This window comes from Ochrobactrum sp. AN78, from assembly GCF_029909885.1.
GTDB classification, from domain to species: domain Bacteria; phylum Pseudomonadota; class Alphaproteobacteria; order Rhizobiales; family Rhizobiaceae; genus Brucella; species Brucella quorumnocens.
The window spans coordinates 1-21,512 of the sequence record NZ_JASAMU010000012.1 but is presented as its reverse complement, the minus strand read 5'-3'; the positions used below and the strand labels follow the sequence as shown (position 1 = coordinate 21,512).

The window sequence follows — 21,512 nt, the reverse complement described above, 5'->3', positions numbered from 1 at the left end:
ACAGGCGCATGTGTGTATTCCAATTTGGTATCCCAAAATGGAATACAAAGCAATCATATCTAATTTCAACGGAACAGAGCATGCGTACCCAGCCGGCCGAATACGGCAGCAAGGCCACAACACAATCGCCAGCCGCGATTGCAAATGACGAGAACCAGGAACGCTATTGGAAGCAGAACCTTGTTATCTGCCTCGTCGGTTCCTTCACGACACTCGTCGCCATGTCGCTGCTTCTGCCGTTTCTTCCGCTTTATGTGGAGCAACTGGGCGTCGTTGATCATGCCGCAATCGTGCAATGGTCGGGCATCGCCTATGGTGCGACGTTTCTCGCGGCAGCAATTGTCGCCCCATTCTGGGGTAGGCTTGGTGACCGTTACGGCCGCAAGTTGATGCTGATCCGCGCTAGTCTCGGCATGGCGATTGCCATGTCTTTGATGGGCATGGTCACAGATATCTGGCAACTTGTGGCCCTGCGGTTATTCGTCGGCATTGCGGGAGGCTACTCGTCGGGTTCGATGATCCTTGTCGCCACGCAAACACCAAAAGACAAAACTGGTTGGGCGCTGGGCGCACTTTCGGCGGGCATTATGGGCGGCAATCTGGCTGGCCCTCTGCTCGGCGGTGCGCTGCCGCCATTGATCGGTATTCGCGCAACTTTCTGGCTGGCGGGCAGCGTCATTTTTCTCACCTTCCTGGCCACTACATTTCTGATCCGTGAGGAACGGAAACCACCCAAGCGCAGCAAGGAACAAAATCGGGAATCTGTCTGGGCTGCCATTCCAGATCGCAAACCGATCATCGCCATGCTCGCGACAGGCATGTTGTTGATGTTCGCAAATATGTCGATCGAGCCAATCATCACCGTTTATGTGATGCAGCTGATGGACGATCAGACCAAAGTGACGCTGATTTCCGGCGTGGTAATGGCTGTTGCCGCACTCGGCAGCATCCTTTCTGCCTCCAGACTTGGCCGTCTGGCAGACCGTATCGGCCACACACGCGTCATCATCGGCGCACTGACGATCGCTGCACTCCTGCTGATCCCGCAAGCCTTCGTCACACAAGCCTGGCAGTTGATAGGCTTGCGCTTTTTAATGGGCCTGGCATTGGGTGGTCTTCTGCCCTGCATCAGCAGCGTCATCCGGCACAATGTTCCCGACCGGGTCGCAGGCAGTGTGCTCGGGCTTTCAGTTTCGGCGCAGTATGTCGGTCAGGTCGCAGGCCCAGTTGCTGGCGGGTTCATCGGCGGTCGCTTTGGAATGCCCGCAGTATTCCTCTGCACATGCGCGCTCATGGGGGCAGGAGCAATTTATAACTGGGGTGTTCTGAGAAAAGCTTCACAGAATTGATGCATGAGGGCGATAGTCACCCTCACTCCCCGATTCTCTGAGACAAGCCATGACAACACAAATTTTTGCGCCCTATGACGTTCTTGCGGCAAAGCTTTTGCCACACGCACTCGACAGCCATGAGGACGGATCACATGATCTCTCCCACCTTGCTCGCGTATGGAAAAATGCGGCCATCATTCAGCAGACTGAGGGCGGCGACGCAGAAGTATTATGCGCAGCCGCTCTCCTGCATGATTGTGTGAGCGTAGAAAAAAACGCACCTGATCGCCACCGCGCTTCAAGATTTGCTGCGGAAAAAGCAACCAGCCTGCTGCGTGAACTTAGCTGGAGTGAAGAACGGATCGCAGCAACAGCGCATGCAATTGAGGCACATAGCTTCTCAGCCAATATCGAGCCACGCACTGTTGAGGCTAAGATTTTACAAGATGCGGACCGGCTCGATGCAATCGGTGTCATTGGGGCAGCACGCTGCTTTTACATCGCAGGCCGTATGGGCAGCGCGCTTTATGATTGGCAAGACCCGCAGGCGGAAAGCCGCCCACTTGATGACAAACGCTATGCGCTTGATCACTTCCGAGCCAAATTGTTCAAGCTTGCTTCCGGATTCAAAACAGAAACCGGAAGCCGCATGGCTACGGAGCGCCATGAAAAGCTGGAGGCTATATTCAACGATTTCCTGTGTGAAGCAGGCAGTTAGAGCGCCGATCTGGTTGGATCAGATCGGCGCTCTAACAGTTTGTTTTAACGCGCATCTTTGTCCGAAAACCGTTTCACGCTTTTAGGGTTGCGCTCTAAATCGAATAACCGCCATCAACGCTGAGTGCTGTTCCCGTAATCATCGATGATGCATCCGACGCCAGGAAAAGCGCTGCCTCTGCAATGTCTTCTGGCTTCGAGAACCGGCCAAGCGGGATCGTGCCTTTCAGGCTCTCGCGTGCCGCGGGGGTGTCTTCTGCGAGAAACATCCCTAAAGCTTCGCCGTCGCTTTCAGCGGGACAAATACAGTTGACGCGAATATTCTTTTCGGCGAGTTCCAGCGCCATCGCCTTGGTCGCGCTTACAACCCAGCCTTTGGACGCAGCAAACCACGTAAGACCTTTGCGCGGACGATTGACCATTGCAGATGCAGTGTTGATGATCACGCCGCTGCCCTGATGTTCCATGATTGGCACGACCAGCAGCGTCGAATGGTAGATCGCCTTCATGTTGACCGCATTGATGAGATCAAACGCGTGCTCATCCACTTCCGTCAAAGGCATATTGCGATGCGTGAAACCCGCATTGTTGACCATGATATCGATGCGACCGAACTTATCAAAAGCCGCGCGTGCCAGCCGTTCCATATCATCCTTGCGTGACACATCAGCCTGCACGGACAACGCATCTTTGCCGATATCGGCAAGTTCGTCTTCCAGACGTTTCACATTCACATCGGCCAGCACAACCTTGGCGCCCTCAGCTGCAAAGCGGCGCGCTATGGCAGAACCGAAACCAGATCCAGCACCTGTGATAATCGCAACCTTGTCCTGCAGCCTCTTCATGTCATTCTCCTTTTGCGGATGTAGGATATGATCCGCCCGTCAAATCAGTAAAAACTTTGTTCAGCACTGCTGTGTTCATGCCTGAATATGGCTCTATGTTGAACATGTCATCTATGCATATGCGGTTAACCGAGATGCAATGACAGCTGTAATTGGCAACATTCGCGAGAATGTTACATTGGATGGTTGAATTTAAATCGATTAGATTATAGACAGAGGCTGTACGAAAATCGCATTCTGCTATTAGAGCGCCGTGCGCCCTCTTGGGTGTATAAAGGACGCTCTGAACTATTAAATCTACGCATCGTACTTTCCAAAAATCGATTCCGATTTTTGGGCCGATGCTGTAGCAGACTGATTTGCGTTAGAAGTGGAAGAGAGCAATATATGACCAGCCAGATAATACCGGTAGAGCCCTTCGATTGCATCGTTTTCGGCGGTTCCGGCGATCTTGCCGAACGCAAACTGATTCCTGCGCTGTATCAGCGTCAGCGTGCAGGTCAGCTCAGTGAGCCGACACGCATCATCGGCGCTTCGCGTAGCGCTATGACAGATGAGGAATATCGCAAGTTTGCACGGGATGCGATCAACGAGCACGTGAAGGCTTCGGAAATCGACGCCAAGGAAGTCGAAGCATTTATTGCGCGTCTTACCTATGTTGCAGTCGATGCGAAGTCTGAAGATGGTTGGGCCGCTCTCAAGGAAGCCATTGGCAAAAAGCCAGAGAAGATCCGCGCTTTCTATCTTGCCGTAAGCCCGACTCTGTTCGGTGACATTGCCAGCCGCCTCAAGACGCACGGCCTGATCACGCGCGACACGCGCATCATCGTTGAAAAGCCAATTGGTCGCGATCTTGAATCCGCCAATGCGCTTAACGACACGATCGGCAGCGTTTTCCGCGAAGATCAGATTTTCCGTATCGATCATTATCTCGGCAAGGAAACCGTTCAGAACCTTATGGCTCTGCGCTTTGCCAATGCACTCTATGAGCCGCTCTGGAATTCAGCGCATATCGACCATGTGCAGATCACAGTTGCTGAAGCTGTCGGCCTTGAAGGTCGTGCCGGTTATTACAATACCGCTGGCGCGCTGCGCGATATGGTGCAGAACCATATTCTCCAGTTGCTTTGCCTCGTCGCTATGGAACCGCCTTCGTCACTCGAAGCCGATGCAGTGCATGACGAAAAGGTCAAGGTGCTTCGCTCGCTGAAGCCAATCACAACCGCCAATGTTGAAGATGTTACCGTTCGTGGTCAGTATCGCGCCGGCGCGTCTGCAGGCGGCCCGGTCAAGGGTTATCTGGAAGATCTCGGCAGCGACACCAGCAACACGGAAACCTTCGTGGCGCTCAAGGCAGAAATCGACAACTGGCGTTGGGCAGGCGTTCCTTTCTACCTGCGCACCGGCAAGCGTCTTGCCACCCGCGTGTCGGAAATCGTCGTCACTTTTAAGCCGATCCCGCATTCGATCTTCGGTGAAAATGCTGGTAAGGTTGTGGCCAACCAGCTCGTCATTCGTTTGCAGCCTGATGAAGGCGTGAAGCAGTGGCTGATGATTAAGGATCCGGGTCCGGGCGGAATGCGCCTGCGTCACGTTCCATTGGACATGAGCTTTGCGGAATCGTTCAGCGAACGCAACCCGGATGCTTATGAACGCCTAATTATGGACGTTGTCCGAGGCAATCAGACACTGTTCATGCGCCGCGATGAAGTGGAAGCTGCATGGCGCTGGGTTGATCCGATCCTTCAGGGATGGGAATTGAACAACCAGCAGGTTCAGGGTTACACGTCAGGTACATGGGGCCCATCGTCTTCCATCGCTCTTATCGAGCGCGATGGACGGACCTGGCACGAAAGTCTCTAAAGCATGTCGCGCTCAAATGGATTCATTTGAGCTCCCGCGAACATGCGACAGTTAAAAGAATCTAGAGCGAGCGTCATAGGTGCGATTAAGTGCGACACGCTCTAGCGCCGGATAATGCGTCAAAGCCAATAGTTAGAGCGGTTCCAACGATTCAATCTTAACTGGAACCGTTCTACGCACGAGACCCCCAAACCCGGAAGAAACGTTGACAGAAAATTCCGGATCAGTCTTTGTGCCAAAAAAGAAAGAGCGAGCGCGAATACCCGACAAGGGGTGCTCGCTCTGGACTGTCCTGACTTGAAAGGTATGGCATGAGCATCGAACGGCACGATTTCACCAGCGGAACGGAACTGGCACAGTCTCTTTCTGAAGCGATTGCGAACAAGCTGGCTGCCGCTATCGCTGAGCGGGGGCAAGCGACACTCGCTGTTTCCGGCGGCACAACGCCGCTCAAGCTGTTTGACATCCTATCGCGCAAGATGATCGACTGGACGCTTGTCACAATCACGCTTGTCGATGAGCGTTTCGTACCCCCAACAAACGAACGTTCAAACGAAAAGCTGGTGCGCGATCATCTATTGCGCGATCATGCAGGTGTTGCGAAGTTCGTCGGTCTTTATAATCCGGCCGCAACAGCTGAAACTGCAGCTCTTGCTGCCGCCAATCGTATCGATGCACTGCGCCGTCCTTTTGACGTCGTTGTGCTCGGCATGGGTAATGATGGCCACACGGCATCGTTCTTCCCTAATGCCGACAGGCTCGATCAGGCGATTGATCCGACAACAAAGGCCGTTGTTCTGCCAATCCATGCCGAAGGTGCTGGCGAGAAGCGCCTGACCCTTACGCTGCCATTGCTCGCTGAAGCCGATATGCTGGTTCTGCACATTGAAGGTGCTGCCAAGCAGGCGACACTTGAGCAAGCGCTGGCTGGCGATGACGAGACTGAAATGCCAGTGCGAGCGGTCTTCCGCCATGCCCGCAAGCCGATCCAGCTTTACTGGACCAGTTAGATCAGTTCCAGTTAAGAACGCAGCAGTTTGCATTCGGGCTACAGCATAATTCCTTAAACCTGAATCAGTTTAAGGTAAAACTATGCTGTAAATATAGAGTGTTAGAGCGACCTTTGTGCGCCCAAGAAGGCGCACGGCGCTCTATTGGAATAAACCACAGGCAAACCTCGCACTATTTTAGCAGGTGATACCCATGACGACGCAGACTGCACATATCCGCATCAAGGAAATTACCGAGCGCATCGTTGAGCGCTCGAAACCAAGCCGCGAGGCATATCTTGGACGCGTCCGCGAGGCTGCATCCAAGAAACCGCATCGCGCTGTGCTTGGATGTGCCAATCTCGCTCATGGTTTTGCAGCCTGCGGCCCGAATGACAAGGCGGCACTCACCGCCGATGTCGTGCCCAATTTGGGCATTATCACCGCTTATAATGACATGCTCTCGGCGCATCAGCCGTTTGAGACCTATCCTGAGCTGATCCGCAAGGCTGCCCGTGAAGCTGGCGGTGTGGCACAGGTCGCAGGTGGTGTGCCAGCAATGTGCGACGGCGTCACACAAGGTTTCGCTGGCATGGAACTTTCGCTGTTCTCACGCGAAGTGATCGCCATGGCCGCAGCCGTTGGCCTCTCGCACGATATGTTCGATGCTGCCGTCTACCTCGGCGTATGCGACAAGATCGTGCCGGGACTAATCATCGGCGCCCTGACGTTCGGGCATCTGCCTGCGGTGTTCATTCCGGCTGGTCCCATGACGAGCGGCTTGCCGAACGATGAGAAAGCCAAGACCCGTCAGCTTTATGCCGAAGGCAAGGTTGGGCGTGCGGAATTGCTGATCTCTGAATCGAAATCCTACCACGGTCCGGGCACCTGTACATTCTATGGCACGGCAAACTCCAACCAGATGCTGATGGAAATCATGGGGCTACATTTGCCCGGTTCATCCTTCATCAATCCGGGCACACCTTTGCGTGACGCCCTTACCCGCGAAGCGGCCAAACGCGCGCTGGCGATCACCGCATGCGGCAACGAATATACACCAGTCGGTGAGATGCTCGATGAGCGCTCTTTTGTGAACGGTATCATTGGGTTGAACGCCACAGGCGGCTCGACCAATCATACGATTCACCTGATCGCCATGGCGGCTGCGGCAGGCATTAAGCTCACATGGCAGGATATTTCGGAGATTTCTGACGTAGTGCCTTTGCTGGCCCGCGTTTATCCAAATGGACTTGCCGATGTAAACCATTTCCATGCTGCAGGCGGTATGGGCTTCCTGATCCGTGAGCTGCTTGACGGCGGCATTCTGCACGAAGATGTCCGCACAGTCTGGGGCGAAGGATTGCGACCATACGCGATCGAACCCAAGCTCGGTGCCGATGGCAATGTCGTGCGCGAGCCGGTGCCTGAAAAAAGCGGTGACGACAAGGTTCTGGCGAAGATCCATTCGCCGTTCCAGCCGTCAGGCGGCATCAAGGTTTTGACTGGCAATATCGGCAACGCGATCATCAAGGTTTCAGCCGTGAAGCCCGAACGCCATGTTATTGAAGCACCTGCAAAAGTCTTCAATGATCAGTCGGAATTGCAGGCCGCATTCAAGGCGGGCGATCTCACCGGCGATTTCATCGCAGTTGTCCGCTATCAGGGACCGAAAGCCAATGGTATGCCGGAACTGCACAAGTTGATGACCGTGCTTGGCATTTTGCAGGATCGTGGTCAGCGGGTAGCACTCGTTACTGATGGGCGTCTTTCTGGCGCATCCGGCAAAGTACCTTCCGCAATCCACGTGACCCCGGAAGCCCTCGACGGCGGTGCAATCGGTAAAATCCGCAACGGCGATATTGTGCGGCTTGATGCGGTGAATGGAACGCTGGAAGTGCTTATCAATGATGCTCTTCTTGCTGAGCGCAGCGAACAGCGCCCGGACCTTTCGGGCAACGAGCACGGAATGGGGCGTGAACTCTTCCGCGCCTTCCGTCAGATTGCTGGCCGTGCCGATGAAGGTGCTTCCGTCTTCTGAAAGATGACGCCAATGAAACAAGGCAAAGCGGTTTTTTAAGCCGCCTTGCCTCTCAAACTGAACAATTACGCAAGAAAAGGCGCAAAAAACGCCTTTAAATTGTGTCAAAATACTGGCTTTTCGAAGTCAACACTGCGGCAGGCAGCTGTCAGTGTATTTGCCATAAGCATGGCAATGGTCATCGGACCAACGCCACCGGGAACCGGCGTGATGGCACCGGCCAATTTTTCCGCATCTGCAAAATCAACATCGCCAACTAGACGTGTTTTGCCTTCACCCTTTTCAGGCGCAGGAATGCGGTTGATACCCACATCAATTACTGTCGCGCCGGGCTTGACCCAATCGCCTTTTACCATCTGCGGGCGACCGACAGCGGCAACCAGGATATCGGCAGTGCGCGCAATCGCAGGCAGGTCCTTGGTACGGCTATGAGCAACGGTCACACTCGCATTTGCTGCCAACAGCAGATTGAACATCGGCTTGCCGACGATGTTGGAACGACCAATCACAACGGCATTCAGGCCCGACAAATCGCGGCCATGAACACGCTCGATCATGATCATTGCGCCAGCCGGAGTGCATGGAACAAAAGCTGTATCCAGCTCACCTGTGCCAAGCTTGCCTACATTGATGAAATGGAAGCCGTCGACGTCCTTTTCCGGCGAAATAGTCTGGATCACACGACCTGAATCGATGTGCTTTGGCAGCGGAAGCTGCACCAGAATACCGTGGATGGCCGGATCATTGTTGAGGCTGTCGATCAGATCGAGAAGTTCGACTTCAGTTGCATCTTCAGCCAAATCATGCTGAACGGATACAAAACCGCATTCCTTGGCCTTTTTGCCCTTCGAGGCAACATAGACCTGGCTTGCCGGGTCTTCGCCGACAATCACCACTGCAATGCCAGGTACAACCCCGGTCGCACTAACGAGCTTTTCGGTCTCACGCTTTACCGTGGAAACCACATCTTCGGCGAGCTTCTTGCCATCGATCAATTGGGCCATATCGAATGCTCCGTTTAAGAGCGTATCCCGAAAGGTGCGAAACGGTTTTCGGATAAGATACGCTTCAATCAAATAATTAGAGCGCTGGTCTGTTCCGTTCAGACCGACAAGCGCTCTAGACAAGCGATGCCTTGGGATACATCGCCTTTATCCAGCAGACATGCCAATAAGCGTCATCAATGGATATGACAATCTCGAAAGCTGAAGTTTCAGGATAAAGTCGCAAAATGCCTTAGTGTGAAGGCTATTTCATATAGGAGTGCGACGGTCACGAATATCGCATGATAGCGCCGATTATCGGTGAACATCGCGATAAGACTTCCCGCAATCAGCGCACCCACGCGAATAGGATACTCGATCCCGTAAAGCTGATAATGTTCCATCCCCTTGAGAAGGGTGTCGACGACGTCGGCGACATAAACCAGTGCGAGAATGCCGAAGAACCATTTGCGCCGAGAAATAAAGTAATCCCGATAGCCTGTATATTCCTCCATGCTGTCCGGAAAGAGCAGCGTGCACAGCAGGAAATAAAGCCCAGCGTAGAAGATCACGAAGAAATATTTCTCGAATGTCCAAAGATGAATGGTTCTCAGACTGAACTCGAACCACCAGAAATGGATGACCGAAAGCAGAATGAAGGCCACCCACGCCAGATGAACCGGATAGATTTTCTGCTTCCCCGGATGCTGGATAAACCGCGCAAAGCCCGTCAGAAGGCGTGATACGCAAAGACCAAGAATGATGCCGATGATGATGCGGACATGGGTAAATGCTTCCGCAGGCGGCACGCCAGTCGTTAAGGCCGGATCCATTGTTCCCCTCAATGCTATTTGCTCAGCATCTTGGAACAGAAAAAGTAAGCAATCAATAAATCACAGCAAAATTATAAATTGAGAGCGACGCTAACTTGCGTCAGCGTCGCTCAATATAACCATCAACGACCCAAGGGTTTAGTTGATCGAGTTCAGGAAGCTTTCCCAGCTTGCTGACCAATGCGTGCGACTCTTTTCATCGGCAGAGCGAACATTACAGGTCTGCAAATCGCTTTCAGGAATGTCCTTCTGCGTCTTTTCACACAGCCAGACATCGCTCTTTTCAGGCACAGAGGATGCTACAAAGCTGACAATCTTGTTGTCTTTGATACCAAGCAGGATATCAAAATCTGCCTCATCATTATTAAAGGCCCATGAGCAGAACTCATCAAAATCAGGGCGATTTTCGTCTGGTTTGCCACAAGCCTTTTCGTGATCTGGAGCCAGCTTGTCCATAAAGGCTTTTCCCGCAGGTGACGAAACCACAAGATCGGCATCAGACAGTTTGCTGATTTCTTCAACACCCCATTTGGGACCGGTAGGTTTTTCAGCAGCTGCTGCACCTGCAGCCATGATACCGGCAACCATGACACCTGCCGCAATCGCAGCGACACGCACGATATGGAAAGCTCTTCCAAGCATTTGCTTCACCTTTTAAAGCGATGTTTTACAATAGAATTATCAGTCAATGTTCAATCTCAGAAACGAGAGTTATCTATAAAACCACTTATATTCAACAACGAATTTCTCCCAAGTTTGGACTGATAAAGCCGTATCACCCTTCGGACTTTTTGCCATCCAGCCTTGCGATTTGTGTCTACGGAAGGCTATACCGGACACAATAAACGACAGTGCTTCAACACTCGATTCATGAAGGCGGAACATTCTCATGCAAGATACAGTTATTCTCGTTGGTTGCGGCAATATGGGTTTCGCCATGCTGAAAGGCTGGCTCGACAGCGGCATTTTGCAATCCGAGAATGTGCATGTTGTCGAACCATCAGAGGCACTTCAGAGCCGCGCGGCTGGCGCTGGAGTTAATGCCTGCTCGAGTGCGGACTCCCTGTCCGATGATCTGAACCCGCGTATGATCCTCATTGCGGTCAAACCACAGGTCATGGGCGACGTATTGCCTGCTTATAAGCGTTTTGCACCGAACGCGACCTTTGTCAGCGTGGCAGCAGGCATCCCGGTTTCATTCTTTGAACAGCATCTTGGCGGTGACGCCCGGATCATGCGCTGCATGCCCAATACACCGGCTGCAATCGGCAAGGGCATGCTTGTGACCTACAAGAACGCCAATGTGAGTGAGGATGATGCGGCTTTTGTAAAAAGCCTTCTCAAGACATCCGGCAAGGTGACAAGCATCGATGATGAAGCGCAGATGGATGCGGTGACCGCTGTTTCCGGCTCCGGCCCTGCTTATGTGTTCCATTTCATTGAAGCCCTGACCGATGCCGGCGTCACCGCTGGTCTTCCGCGTGAAACCGCTGCATTGCTTGCGATGCAAACTGTGATGGGCGCCGGTGCACTTGCATCTGCAAGCAACGACAGCCCGACAAAACTGCGCGAACAGGTGACAAGCCCCAAAGGTACCACTGCAGCTGCACTGGACATTTTGATGGGAGAAGATCGCCTCAAGAATCTGGTTGCCGAGGCCGTTGACGCCGCGCGCAAGCGTTCGATCGAGCTTGGGAAGGTCTAAACCAGAATCCTCGGAACAGCTTCGATAAGTGCCTTTGTAACAGGCGCTTGCGGCGCTGCGATCAGCTCCTGCGTCGGGCGACATTCAACAATCCGCCCGCGCTCCATCACCGCAATGCGGTCCGCCATTTGTGCAGCAACCGCCAGATCATGCGTGATGAACAGATAGGCCGTGCCTTCGGCCTTCTGTATCTCCTGCAACAATTTCAGAATTGCACCACGCACCGTCACATCAAGTGCCGAGACAGCTTCATCCAGAACGATGAGCGATGGCGATGTGGCAAGTGCACGTGCTATTGCGACCCGCTGACGCTGACCGCCGGAAATCTCATGCACACCGCGTGTCGCCAGTTTGGGATCAAGGCCGACCTTCTGCATAAGCTCGGCAATATCGCGTTTCAGCCCGTGAATACGCAGCGGCTCCCGAAGCACTTCATGCACAGTCGCACGCGGATTGAATGCGGAAAGCGGATCCTGAAATACCATCTGTAAGCGTGCGCGACGCCTGCGAAGAACCGAACCTTGTGGTCTGAGCCAATCTTCGCCCTCGAAATGGATTGATCCTGTATCAAGCGTATGTAGTCGCAACAATGCGCGCGCAAGCGTAGATTTTCCGCTGCCCGAAGGACCAACGAGCGCCAGCGTTTCACCTTGGAAGATTTCAAGGCTTACCCGTTCAAGTGCGAGCTTATCGCCGTAGCGCACACTGAGTTCGCTTGCCTGCAGCAGAGCCTTATCCATGAATTGGCTCCAGCGTGGGAACGGCACTGATGAGCGCCTTCGTATAGTCGCTTTGTGGATTGCCAATAATCTCGCGCGCGGTGCTGCATTCCAAAAGCTCACCACGATGAAATACGGCAATGCGATCTGCCAGATTTGAGGCCAGTGCAATGTCATGCGTGATGAAAATCAACGTCATGCCATCTGCGCGCACCAGTTCGCGCAGGAGCGTCACGATTTCCTTCTGCACGATTGTATCGAGCGCACTTGTCGGCTCATCGGCAATCAACACACGCGGATTTGCAGCGATGGCAAGAGCTATGGCGATGCGCTGCTTCTGACCACCAGAAAACTGATGCGGATATCGCAAGAAACTGTCTTCCGGTTCGAGAATATGAACCCGTTCTAAAAGCCTGATCGCTTTGCGTTTTGCCGCTTTTCCGTCGACCTTTTCGTGGGCGCGGATTGTCTCAACCAGTTGCGCGCCAACACGCATCAGCGGATCGAAGCTCGAAGCTGGGTCTTGAAATACAAACCCGATATCGCGGCCCGGCTTCGGCTGCCCATCTCGCCAATTGATGTATCCTGACACCGTAGCATTGACAGGCAGAAGATCGGCTATTGCCAGCGCCAGAGTGCTCTTGCCGGAGCCGCTTTCACCAATAATAGCGAGGATTTCTCCGGCTTTTATATCCAGAGCAACATCGTGCAGAGCCGCATCCCGACCATAGTGAACGCTGAAATTTTCAAGCTGAACGAGAAGGCTCATGATTGCATCTCTCGTCGTGCAGTCGTATTCGTAATCCCCTCGCCTGCGAGGTAAACGCCGACAACAGTAAGCGCCAATGCCAGCCCCGGTAAGATCGACAGCCACGGTGCAGAACGCAGGACCGTGCGCCCTTCAGCGATCATGCCGCCCCATGTCACACGATTGGGATCACCCAATCCGAGAAATGACAATGCGGCTTCAATCAGAATAGCGGATGCAACAATAACCGGCACAAGCGCCAAAACTGGCGGCAATGCATTGGGCAATATCTGCCGGAAAGCAATCTCCAGCGGATGCATTCCAATAACGCGAGCAGACGCGACATAGTCGCGCTCGCGGATAGACAGCACCTGCCCACGTGTAAGACGTGCCGCCTGCGTCCAGCTCGACAGGGCGATTGCAGCAACCAATACTGGAAGCGACGGTCCGGCAATGCTGACCAAAGCAAGCGCTAGGAGAAAGCCCGGTACGGTCTGAAAAGCTTCCGTTATTCGCATCAGCACTTCATCAACCAGTCCGCCAGCGAACCCCGCCAACGTACCGACGATGCTTCCTATCAAGATGGAAGCGGTAGCGGCGGCAAGGCCCACGATCAGCGATGTGCGACTTGCATGAAAGAGCTCGGCCAGCACATCGCGACCCAGCCGGTCTGTTCCAAGCGGAAAAGACGCATTGTCGAAGGGGGCAAGCAAAGGTGTTGCAACAATGCGCAGTGGATCACCGGGAAAGAGCATGGGCGCGAAGAGAGCTGCGGTAATCAACACAAGCAGAATAATCGCACCCGCAATGCCCTCGCCAGTTCCGAAATAGCGTTTGAACCCGCTCATGATCGCGCCTCTCCCGTAGCAATCCGCGGATCGAGCCAGAGATAGAGAAGATCAACAATGAAGTTGACGAAGATGACCATGATTGCACTTGTCAGAATGACGCCGAGCAGCAACGGCGTGTCACGGCTTGCCACAGCCTCTTGAGCCAGCCGTCCAAGACCAGGCACGGCAAAGACGCTTTCGATCACAACACTCCCGCCAAGCATGGAGGCAGCTTGCAGCCCAAGCATGGTCACAAGCGGCAGCAATGCATTGCGCGCCACGTGCCGCAACACAATGCGTGGGCGCGAGATACCGCGCGCTTTCAACGCACGGACAAAATCCATGCGCCAGATATCGGCCATCGAAGCACGCATGACACGGAGATAAAGCGCCAGATAGATCAGCGCCAGCGACACAACCGGCAGCACTAAATGGCGCGCTATATCGATGGCGCGAGCCCATCCTTCTTTACCGGACGCAATGGTTTCGATCCCGCTTGACGGCAGCCAGCGCAACCGGATCGAAAAGAGGATCACCAACACCAATGCTAACCAGAAGCCGGGAATGGCATAAAGTACAAGCGAGGCGACGGACAGAAAACGGTCGCGGAAGCTGCCGGGCTTTGCACCGGCCACAATACCCAAAGCTGACCCGACGGCAAAAGACAGCGCAGTCGCAGCACCCATGAGCAACAATGTGTTGGGCAAACGCTCAAAGATCACGTTGAGAATGGGGCGATTAAAACTGACGGACCACCCAAGATTGCCTTGAACAAGGGAGGCAAGATAAGCGCCAAGCCGGTGCCAGATTGACTGATCCAGCCCCCAGCGTGCGCGCATTTCGGCAATAGCTGCAGCATCGCCGCCAAAACTGACGGCATAAGCATCCACAGCGTCGCCGGGAGCTGTTTCCAGCATCAGAAAACAACCAATGATAACAATCAGCAGCACGAATATGCTGCCGATCAATCGTTTCCTGAAAAGAGCAAGAATCTGCGTCACGACCAGACGATACTATCAACCTTACAGTTCGTCACTGTGCAATCCAGATATCTGCCCAGTTAGAGACTGCCCAGCGTGGATTGTTGGAGACGTTTTTCACGCGTTCATTGGCAACTGTAATGAAGCCCCATTCGGCCGCGTTGATGAGTGGCAGATCGGCCTCCACCAATTGCTGGAATTGATGATAAAGCGCAGTACGCTTCTTTTCATCGATTTCATGCGCGGCTTTGGCAATCACCGCGTCCAGTTCTGCATTGGCATAACCGCCCTGATTGGAGAACGGAACGCCCGCAGGAATTCCACCTTCAACCAGAATGGTGGTCGAAATAGCAGGATCACCGCGATAAACAGTTGGCGCGATTGCGAGATCAAAATCATGATCCGTATAAACCGCCTTCTGATGTGCGGCTGAATCATTGTTGACGATACGCGCATCAATTCCGATAACCGCAAGCGCTTGCCGCAGATAATCGCCGAACTGCTTGGTTTCATTGAAATAAGGAGCTGGCAGCAGTTTCAGTGCAAAGCGCGTGCCATCATTGCCGCGCTTGTAGCCAGCCTCGTCCAGAAGCTTGTTCGCCTTCTCCACATCGAAGGGATAAGCAGCGACATCGCCAGTATAAAACTGGCTGTCATATTGCGGAACAGGTCCGGTCGAAGACTTGGCATAGCCAAGAAAAATGGTCTTCACCACAAAATCGCGATCAATGGCATGGGCTATTGCCTGCCGCACCTTGAGGTCTGCCAGTTCTTTGCGTCGATGATTGATCTCCACCACCAGCTGATAGGTAAGCGCCTCATAACCTTTGGAAACAACCGTCAGCCCCGGTACTTTTGAGATACGGTCGAGGTCAGCGAGAGGGACAGCAGAAAATGCTGCCAGGTCGATCTCTTCCGCTTCCAGCGCTCCAGCTGCTGCTGCACGGTCCGGCAGCACACGATAGATGATTTCATCAAGATAAGGCTCACCCTCACCCCAGTAATTCTCATTCTTCGCAAGCCGATAATATTCACCGGTCTTGTGTTCGGCATATTTGAAAGGTCCAGTGCCGATGAGTTTTTCATTGGCGGGGTTGGCAGCAATGTCAGTGCCCTCAAAAACATGTTTCGGTAGAACCGCAGTCAGCGCAGGCAGCGCATTGCGGATAAGCTGGAAGGGGGTTGGCTCACTGAAATGGAAAACAGCCGTATGCTCGTCCGGTGTTTCAACTTTTTCGAGCGTCTTGAACACGACACGTCCGAGGTTTTGTAACGGCTTCCAGACTTCCATCGCAGAAAAAGCGACGTCTGCGGATGTGAAAGGCGTATCATCATGCCACTTTACACCTTCTCGTAAATGGAAGGTGGCGGTCAGCCCATCGTCAGAACCTTTCCAGCTGGTTGCGAGGCGTGGCTCAAGACCATTCTCACCATCGAAAGAAGCTTCGGCGAGTGGCTCTATCACTTTGCTTGCAACGAAAAAGACACCGTTCGAAGCGACGATAGCCGGGTTGAGATTACGCGGTTCAGAATCCGCAGCAACAACCAGCCGCCCACCCTTTTGCGCCTTGTCTTCCGCCGCCGCCCATCGCGCTAAAAGCGGCAGAGCCACCAGCGAAGTTGAGCCAACCAGAAATGCTCTGCGCGATGCAATAAACCGAGCCATGCCACTGCCTCTGAAATTCAATTCCCGTTTTTCTTGTCTACACTGGCCTTGAATTAATTGCAGGGCAAATTCTGTCACCATGGCAATAAATATCGAAAACTGTTCCTCTTTTTCAGAGTGAACCCTAATTCGGAAGCCGCAAAAAATTCCTAAAGTTTGTGCGTATATGCAGCTCAAATACCTTGCTTGCAGCTGAACTGATTTTCCCCTTTCAGCACATTTAAAGAAATTTTCTCCTTGCCAAACACCCACTCTTCCATAGATCATGGTTAATTATGTGTTGTCGTATTTCGTGAGGAGAATACTGATACGGCACATGCATGAAGAGCCAATATCAGCTCTTCTTGAACCGCATTTGCGGAGTCCTGTATCGAAGTTTCCGTAAATGCCTGAAGCTGAACCACCATTGGAAGAGAGGAAACAGAAATGTCTAGTTTGCTGCCCCCACTTCATGACGGTCACGCACCGATCTATTTGCATCACGCATTTCAGGACGCAGTCGATGCTTATGAGCACTGGAACCTGGAAACAGCAGAACCAGTCGTAGCAATCAACGGTAAGGTCACGCGTATAAGTGTCGTTTTCCGACGCTTGTGGAGCTGTACCGACACAGTGCCTCGTCATACGCTTGAAGCATTGAAGGACATCATTCCGTCCAATCTTATCCACACGGAGCGTTGGAAGGAAAACGCAACATTCGCGGATGCTGCCCACCTGATGCGGACCGCGATCGAATGGCGCAAAGCTCGACGGCTTCCGGTCGTTTGCTGAAAATTCGGCTACAGCATAATTCCTTAAACTTGAATCAGTTTAAGTTAAAATTATGCTGTAAATATAAAGCGTTAGAGCGACCTTTGTGCGCCCAAGAGGGTGCACGGCGCTCTAAAACAAACAGAGCGCCTCCCAATGGGGGCGCTCTTGCTTATTGGCTGATAGGCTAACCGTGCCAGTGTGAGCAGCGGATAACGCTACAGAAATTTCCGCGATGAAAATGCGGTTCTTTATCGGCGATGACATCAGCCTTGACGTTGCCGAAAGTCGTATCCGGCTTGAGCTTTATGCCGTCATAGAAGGCTTGAATGATATCTTCCTTGAACTTCGGCGAGCGCGGAAACGCTTTGACCACGGCCTCACGTTCGGCATCCGTGTATTGGTCATAGGTCAGTCCCAACACATCCATCTCAACGCCAGCGGTTACAAGCGCCACGACTGGGTGCATATGCTGCGGCACGCCCGGTGTCGTGTGAAGCGCGATGGCCGTCCAGACGGTATAGGCATCTTCATCTGAAATGCCGTGACTACGCAGGAAATCACGCGCAGCATGGGCGCCATCAACCTCAAAACGCTCATGGTCACTGCTGTGGCTCGGCATGAGGCCGATATCGTGGAACATCGCCCCGGCATAGAGCAATTCATGGTCGAACTTCAGTCCGCGCTGGAGGCCAGCCAGTGCACCAAAATGATAGACACGGCTGGAATGATTAAACAGAAGGTCTGTTTCAGTGTCGCGGATGTAATCTGTGATCGCCCTCGCCAGCTTACTATCCGGGATCGCTGCGCCCTTATCGATAGAGGACATTGGTTTCTCCTGTTGTCTTGAGGGTTGCTACTGGTCAGGAGGATAGAATTGGTCTATTTTGTCTGCAATCGTCGCTACACTTTAAATTCGGACAAATAGAGATAAATGCGGACGCCAGCGCCAGCTAAGACAAAAAACATAGTTATGATTGCACTGCCTGGTGTCCAGTTGCTCGATGTATCCGGTCCGCTCGACGTCTTTGCGGAAGCCAATGCGCAGGCAGGACGCGAGGTTTATAAGCTTGCGGTCGCAGCAAGTACGCCCGGCCCACTGCGCAGTTCATCAGGGGTAAAACTATTACCGGATTGGGTAATCGATGACGCGCCAAACGAACCCATAGATACTCTTCTTGTTGCCGGTTGCCCCAATATCACTGAGCGCCCGGTTAACAAGTCCATTATAAACTGGTTGCGCCTCAATGCACCGAAAACTCGGCGCTATGGTTCAGTTTGCAGCGGCGCTTTCTTTCTGGCAGCGGCAGGGCTTCTCGACGGACGGCGCGTCACCACGCACTGGGCCGTTGCACAAATGCTTGCAAGCCAATATCCGCAAATCCATGTCGATGAAGATTCCATACAGGTGAGTGACGGACCCGTACGCACGGCGGCAGGCGTGACAGCAGGCCTTGATCTCGCGCTGGCGCTTGTTGAAGAAGATATTGGCCGCGAGATCGCTATGCGTGTTGCAGGCCAGCTGGTGATGTTTTTCAAGCGCCCTGGCGGTCAGATGCAATTCAGCCGGAAAGGCGAAGCGGTTCCGGCGGGTCGCGGCGCGTTGCAAGAGCTTCAGCGCTGGGTCGCCGCCAATCCCGCGCTTGATCATAGTGTCGCCAGCCTTGCAGGGCGGATGGACCTGAGCCCCCGCCATTTCTCGCGACTGTTTCGCAGCGAAGTCGGTGTCACACCCGCAATATGGGTTGAAGAGGCTCGCGTGAACACAGCAAGAAAGCTTCTGGAACTGGGACATGAAGCCCCAAAACAGGTTGCGGCCCATTGCGGATTTTCAGACGCGGACACATTTCGCCGCGCCTTTGTCCGCCATGTCGGCGTAACGCCCGCTGAATATCGCAAGCGCTTCGCCACACAAATCGGCGGCGCATAGAGCCTGAGTTAGACTGCCGGATCGAGTTTGCGGAAACGCACACGCGCAGAACGTTCAATTGCCGCAACCGTCAATTCGTCAAGATCCCAGCGATCACGCAGCATCTGAAGAAACTCCAGTTCTTCCTGCTCCACATGAAGATCGGCGGCGGCCACCTCAACGGCTAATGCATAAGCCGTCTCATAAAGCCTTTCAGGCAGTACCTCATGCGCAAGATCGAGAATTTTTTCCAAGCCGTCTTCATCGGCCAAAAGCGCGTAGCAATCACTTGCAAGTTTCGGCAGGTGTTTGGAGTCAAACCCCTGGAATACTGGCAAGCGCGAAACCGTATTGCCGATGGAAGCAAGCTCTGCGTCAGTCATCGCCGTATCGGCTGCGGATGTCGTCACCATGATGTAGACGAGAGCGTCCTGCGGTGAAATCTTGTTCATCAAATGCTCCTGCACCATGCGATCGGAATCAAAACTTAAGGTCAATCGACGGGAAACGTAGGAAGCCTATCACACTTGCGCAAGGAAATTCGGTAGCAATAAGGTTAGCAAAGATTGACGCGCGCGCCGGGGCGCGCCATAGAGCATAAGCGTGTATACATACACCGTTTTCAACGAATAAAGCCCTTCACAGGATATCAGGATATAACCATGACTTCGCATCGCCTTCCCGACATTACGCTGACCCCGGAACTGACCGCGGCGGCCGCGGAAGCGAAAGCATGGCCTTTTGAAGAGGCTAAAAAAATCCTGAAGCGTTATGCAAAGACCGGCATGCCGGAAACGGTGATCTTCGAAACCGGTTACGGCCCATCGGGGCTGCCGCATATCGGCACCTTTGGCGAAGTGGCCCGCACTTCGATGGTGCGTCATGCATTTCGCATTTTGACGGAAGACAAGGTCAAGACGCGCCTTATCTGCTTCTCCGACGATCTCGACGGCATGCGTAAGATCCCGGACAATGTGCCAGACAAGTCCGCACTTGAGCCTTATCTGCAATTACCGCTTTCTGCTGTGCCAAACCCATTTGGTGGTGAATACAAGAGCTTTGCAGAACATAACAATGCCATGCTCTGCCGCTTCCTCGATACCTTCGGTTTCGATTACGAGTTTGCAAGTGCTACCGAATATTACAAGTCAGGCAAGTTCGATGCGGTACTGCTGAAGGCCGTCGAACGTTTTGACGACATCATGAAAGTCATGCTGCCAACGCTTGGTGAAGAGCGACAGGCGACTTACAGCCCATTCCTGCCGATTTCGCCAAAGTCTGGTCGCGTGCTTTACGTGCCGATGAAGAGCGTGGACGCCAAGGCCGGCACCGTTACTTTTGACGATGAAGATGGCGTTGAAACCACCCTGTCTGTCACTGGCGGCAATGTGAAACTGCAATGGAAGCCAGACTTCGGCATGCGCTGGGCAGCTCTTGGTGTTGACTTCGAAATGTTCGGCAAGGATCACCAGACCAATGCCGGCATTTACGACCGCATTTGCGAAATTCTGGGCGGTCGTGCGCCAGAACATTTCGTCTATGAGCTGTTCCTTGACCAGATTGGCCAGAAGATTTCCAAGTCGAAGGGCAACGGTATTGCCATCGACGAATGGCTGGCCTATGCGCCGACCGAAAGCCTTGCGCTCTACAATTTCCAGAAGCCTAAGACCGCGAAGAAGCTCTATTTCGACGTGATCCCGAAGGCCGTGGACGAGTATTTCACCTATCTCGCTGCTTATGAGCGTCAGGAGTGGAAAGACCGTCTGAACAATCCGGTCTGGCATATTCATTATGGCAACCCGCCGAAGGTGAACCTGCCGATTACATTCGCGCTGATGCTCAATCTGGTGAGCGCATCGAATGCCGAAAATCCGGCTGTTCTCTGGGGCTTCATCTCGCGTCATGTGCCGGGTGTTACACCTGAAAACAATCCGGAACTCGACGCGCTCGTTGGCTATGCGATCCGTTACTTCAACGATTTCGTCAAGCCGACCAAGCAGTTCCGCGCACCGGACGATGTGGAACGAGCAGCACTTGCAGCGCTGGATGAGAAACTCTCAACTCTTCCTGCTGGCACCGATGGCAATGACATTCAGAATGCTATTCTGGACGTGGCTCGCGCAATCGAACGATATCAGGATCACACCAAGAAGAGCCCTGAAGGTGGTCCCGGCGTATCGGTTTCCTTCTTCCAGATGCTCTATGAAGTACTGATCGGCCAGGAACGCGGCCCTCGCTTTGGTTCTTTCGTCGCTCTTTATGGTATCGACGAAACCCGCGCTCTGATCCAGAAGGCACTTGCCGGAACGCTGTCATAAGCAATTGATATTTTTATGAGAAGCCTCACCCGGAATCCCACCGGGTGAGGTTTTTTATGCCCGGTTTTATAGCCGGAGCGCCGATGTCCTATTCCCAATACCACCCCTTCGACAGCGGCCTTCTTGCCGTATCGCACAGCAATGAGATTTACTGGGAAGCATCTGGCAATCCCGATGGAAAACCGGCGCTTTATGGACTTCCCCTTCAAAAGTGGAGGGCTTCTGTTAAATAAAAGTGACAGGAGAGTTAGAATTGAAGCAGCGAGAATTTACAGAAGAGTTCAAACG

At 53.3% G+C, this 21,512-nt stretch carries 20 protein-coding genes; 9 read left to right on the top strand and 11 right to left on the bottom strand.

Going from position 1 to position 21,512, the window contains the following annotated elements; translation table 11 throughout:
• Positions 1 to 80 precede the first annotated feature (80 nt).
• Positions 81 to 1,349 (top strand): multidrug efflux MFS transporter, encoded by a 1,269-nt coding sequence (locus QBD00_RS18895; protein ID WP_151091611.1) that lies wholly within the window; start codon positions 81 to 83, stop codon positions 1,347 to 1,349.
• Between the two features lie 49 nt (positions 1,350 to 1,398).
• Positions 1,399 to 2,049 (top strand): HD domain-containing protein, encoded by a 651-nt coding sequence (locus QBD00_RS18890; RefSeq protein WP_318580241.1) that lies wholly within the window; start codon positions 1,399 to 1,401, stop codon positions 2,047 to 2,049.
• 94 nt (positions 2,050 to 2,143) lie between these two features.
• Here the strand turns inward: QBD00_RS18890 and QBD00_RS18885 are convergent, their stop codons facing one another.
• On the bottom strand, positions 2,144 to 2,893 hold the full coding sequence (locus tag QBD00_RS18885; protein WP_318580240.1) for a glucose 1-dehydrogenase: 750 nt from the start codon (positions 2,891 to 2,893) through the stop codon (positions 2,144 to 2,146).
• A 387-nt stretch (positions 2,894 to 3,280) separates the two neighbouring features.
• Here QBD00_RS18885 and zwf point away from each other — a divergent pair, with 387 nt between their 5' ends.
• The 3 genes from zwf (at position 3,281) to edd (ending at position 7,783) form a co-directional block, all read left to right on the top strand.
• The gene (gene zwf / locus QBD00_RS18880; protein ID WP_151091614.1) at positions 3,281 to 4,756 is read left to right on the top strand and encodes a glucose-6-phosphate dehydrogenase; all 1,476 of its coding nucleotides are present in this window, start codon (positions 3,281 to 3,283) and stop codon (positions 4,754 to 4,756) included.
• A gap of 311 nt (positions 4,757 to 5,067) precedes the next feature.
• Entirely contained in the window at positions 5,068 to 5,766 is a 699-nt protein-coding gene (gene pgl, locus QBD00_RS18875; RefSeq protein WP_095444568.1) for a 6-phosphogluconolactonase, read from the top strand.
• Positions 5,767 to 5,959: 193 nt separating this feature from the next.
• The gene (gene edd, locus QBD00_RS18870) at positions 5,960 to 7,783 is read left to right on the top strand and encodes a phosphogluconate dehydratase (RefSeq protein WP_318580239.1); all 1,824 of its coding nucleotides are present in this window, start codon (positions 5,960 to 5,962) and stop codon (positions 7,781 to 7,783) included.
• A 104-nt stretch (positions 7,784 to 7,887) separates the two neighbouring features.
• Here the strand turns inward: edd and folD are convergent, their stop codons facing one another.
• From folD to QBD00_RS18855, 3 genes are all read right to left on the bottom strand, one after another.
• Complete coding sequence (gene folD, locus QBD00_RS18865) at positions 7,888 to 8,787, bottom strand: bifunctional methylenetetrahydrofolate dehydrogenase/methenyltetrahydrofolate cyclohydrolase FolD (protein ID WP_318580238.1); 900 nt, start codon at positions 8,785 to 8,787, stop codon at positions 7,888 to 7,890.
• A 209-nt stretch (positions 8,788 to 8,996) separates the two neighbouring features.
• Positions 8,997 to 9,599 carry a hypothetical protein gene (locus QBD00_RS18860; RefSeq protein WP_191792723.1) on the bottom strand — a complete coding sequence of 201 codons (603 nt, stop codon included), beginning with the start codon at positions 9,597 to 9,599 and terminating at the stop codon, positions 8,997 to 8,999.
• Between the two features lie 138 nt (positions 9,600 to 9,737).
• Positions 9,738 to 10,241, bottom strand: a complete 504-nt coding sequence (locus QBD00_RS18855; RefSeq protein ID WP_318580237.1) for a hypothetical protein — start codon at positions 10,239 to 10,241, stop codon at positions 9,738 to 9,740.
• A 247-nt stretch (positions 10,242 to 10,488) separates the two neighbouring features.
• Between QBD00_RS18855 and proC the strand changes: the two genes are divergently transcribed.
• Positions 10,489 to 11,304, top strand: a complete 816-nt coding sequence (gene proC, locus QBD00_RS18850) for a pyrroline-5-carboxylate reductase (RefSeq protein WP_191792721.1) — start codon at positions 10,489 to 10,491, stop codon at positions 11,302 to 11,304.
• On the opposite strand, the gene QBD00_RS18845 is transcribed toward proC, so the two are convergent.
• The 5 genes from QBD00_RS18845 to QBD00_RS18825 are packed head-to-tail and all read right to left on the bottom strand — an operon-like array spanning position 11,301 to position 16,247.
• Positions 11,301 to 12,044 carry an ABC transporter ATP-binding protein gene (locus tag QBD00_RS18845; RefSeq protein WP_191792720.1) on the bottom strand — a complete coding sequence of 248 codons (744 nt, stop codon included), beginning with the start codon at positions 12,042 to 12,044 and terminating at the stop codon, positions 11,301 to 11,303. The genes proC and QBD00_RS18845 overlap by 4 nt on opposite strands.
• Complete coding sequence (locus QBD00_RS18840) at positions 12,037 to 12,792, bottom strand: ABC transporter ATP-binding protein (RefSeq protein WP_191792719.1); 756 nt, start codon at positions 12,790 to 12,792, stop codon at positions 12,037 to 12,039. The genes QBD00_RS18845 and QBD00_RS18840 overlap by 8 nt, the downstream gene beginning before the upstream one ends.
• Positions 12,789 to 13,619, bottom strand: coding sequence for an ABC transporter permease (locus tag QBD00_RS18835; RefSeq protein ID WP_318580236.1), 831 nt, complete (start codon positions 13,617 to 13,619; stop codon positions 12,789 to 12,791). The genes QBD00_RS18840 and QBD00_RS18835 overlap by 4 nt, the downstream gene beginning before the upstream one ends.
• The gene (locus QBD00_RS18830; protein ID WP_318580235.1) at positions 13,616 to 14,602 is read right to left on the bottom strand and encodes an ABC transporter permease; all 987 of its coding nucleotides are present in this window, start codon (positions 14,600 to 14,602) and stop codon (positions 13,616 to 13,618) included. Before QBD00_RS18830 ends, QBD00_RS18835 begins: the two co-directional genes overlap by 4 nt.
• A 31-nt stretch (positions 14,603 to 14,633) precedes the next feature.
• A complete protein-coding gene (locus QBD00_RS18825) occupies positions 14,634 to 16,247 on the bottom strand; it encodes an ABC transporter substrate-binding protein (protein ID WP_318580234.1) in 1,614 nt (537 codons plus the stop codon).
• Positions 16,248 to 16,673: 426 nt separating this feature from the next.
• Between QBD00_RS18825 and QBD00_RS18820 the strand changes: the two genes are divergently transcribed.
• Positions 16,674 to 17,018 carry a hypothetical protein gene (locus QBD00_RS18820; protein ID WP_151091626.1) on the top strand — a complete coding sequence of 115 codons (345 nt, stop codon included), beginning with the start codon at positions 16,674 to 16,676 and terminating at the stop codon, positions 17,016 to 17,018.
• Positions 17,019 to 17,184: 166 nt separating this feature from the next.
• On the opposite strand, the gene QBD00_RS18815 is transcribed toward QBD00_RS18820, so the two are convergent.
• Positions 17,185 to 17,826, bottom strand: a complete 642-nt coding sequence (locus tag QBD00_RS18815) for an HD domain-containing protein (protein ID WP_318580233.1) — start codon at positions 17,824 to 17,826, stop codon at positions 17,185 to 17,187.
• A 144-nt stretch (positions 17,827 to 17,970) separates the two neighbouring features.
• Here QBD00_RS18815 and QBD00_RS18810 point away from each other — a divergent pair, with 144 nt between their 5' ends.
• The gene (locus QBD00_RS18810; RefSeq protein WP_318580232.1) at positions 17,971 to 18,927 is read left to right on the top strand and encodes a GlxA family transcriptional regulator; all 957 of its coding nucleotides are present in this window, start codon (positions 17,971 to 17,973) and stop codon (positions 18,925 to 18,927) included.
• An 8-nt stretch (positions 18,928 to 18,935) separates the two neighbouring features.
• Here the strand turns inward: QBD00_RS18810 and QBD00_RS18805 are convergent, their stop codons facing one another.
• Positions 18,936 to 19,358, bottom strand: a complete 423-nt coding sequence (locus tag QBD00_RS18805) for a tellurite resistance TerB family protein (RefSeq protein ID WP_095444582.1) — start codon at positions 19,356 to 19,358, stop codon at positions 18,936 to 18,938.
• Positions 19,359 to 19,568: 210 nt separating this feature from the next.
• On the opposite strand from QBD00_RS18805, the gene QBD00_RS18800 reads away from it, so the two are divergent.
• Positions 19,569 to 21,224 carry a lysine--tRNA ligase gene (locus QBD00_RS18800; protein ID WP_151091629.1) on the top strand — a complete coding sequence of 552 codons (1,656 nt, stop codon included), beginning with the start codon at positions 19,569 to 19,571 and terminating at the stop codon, positions 21,222 to 21,224.
• Positions 21,225 to 21,512: the final 288 nt, after the last annotated feature.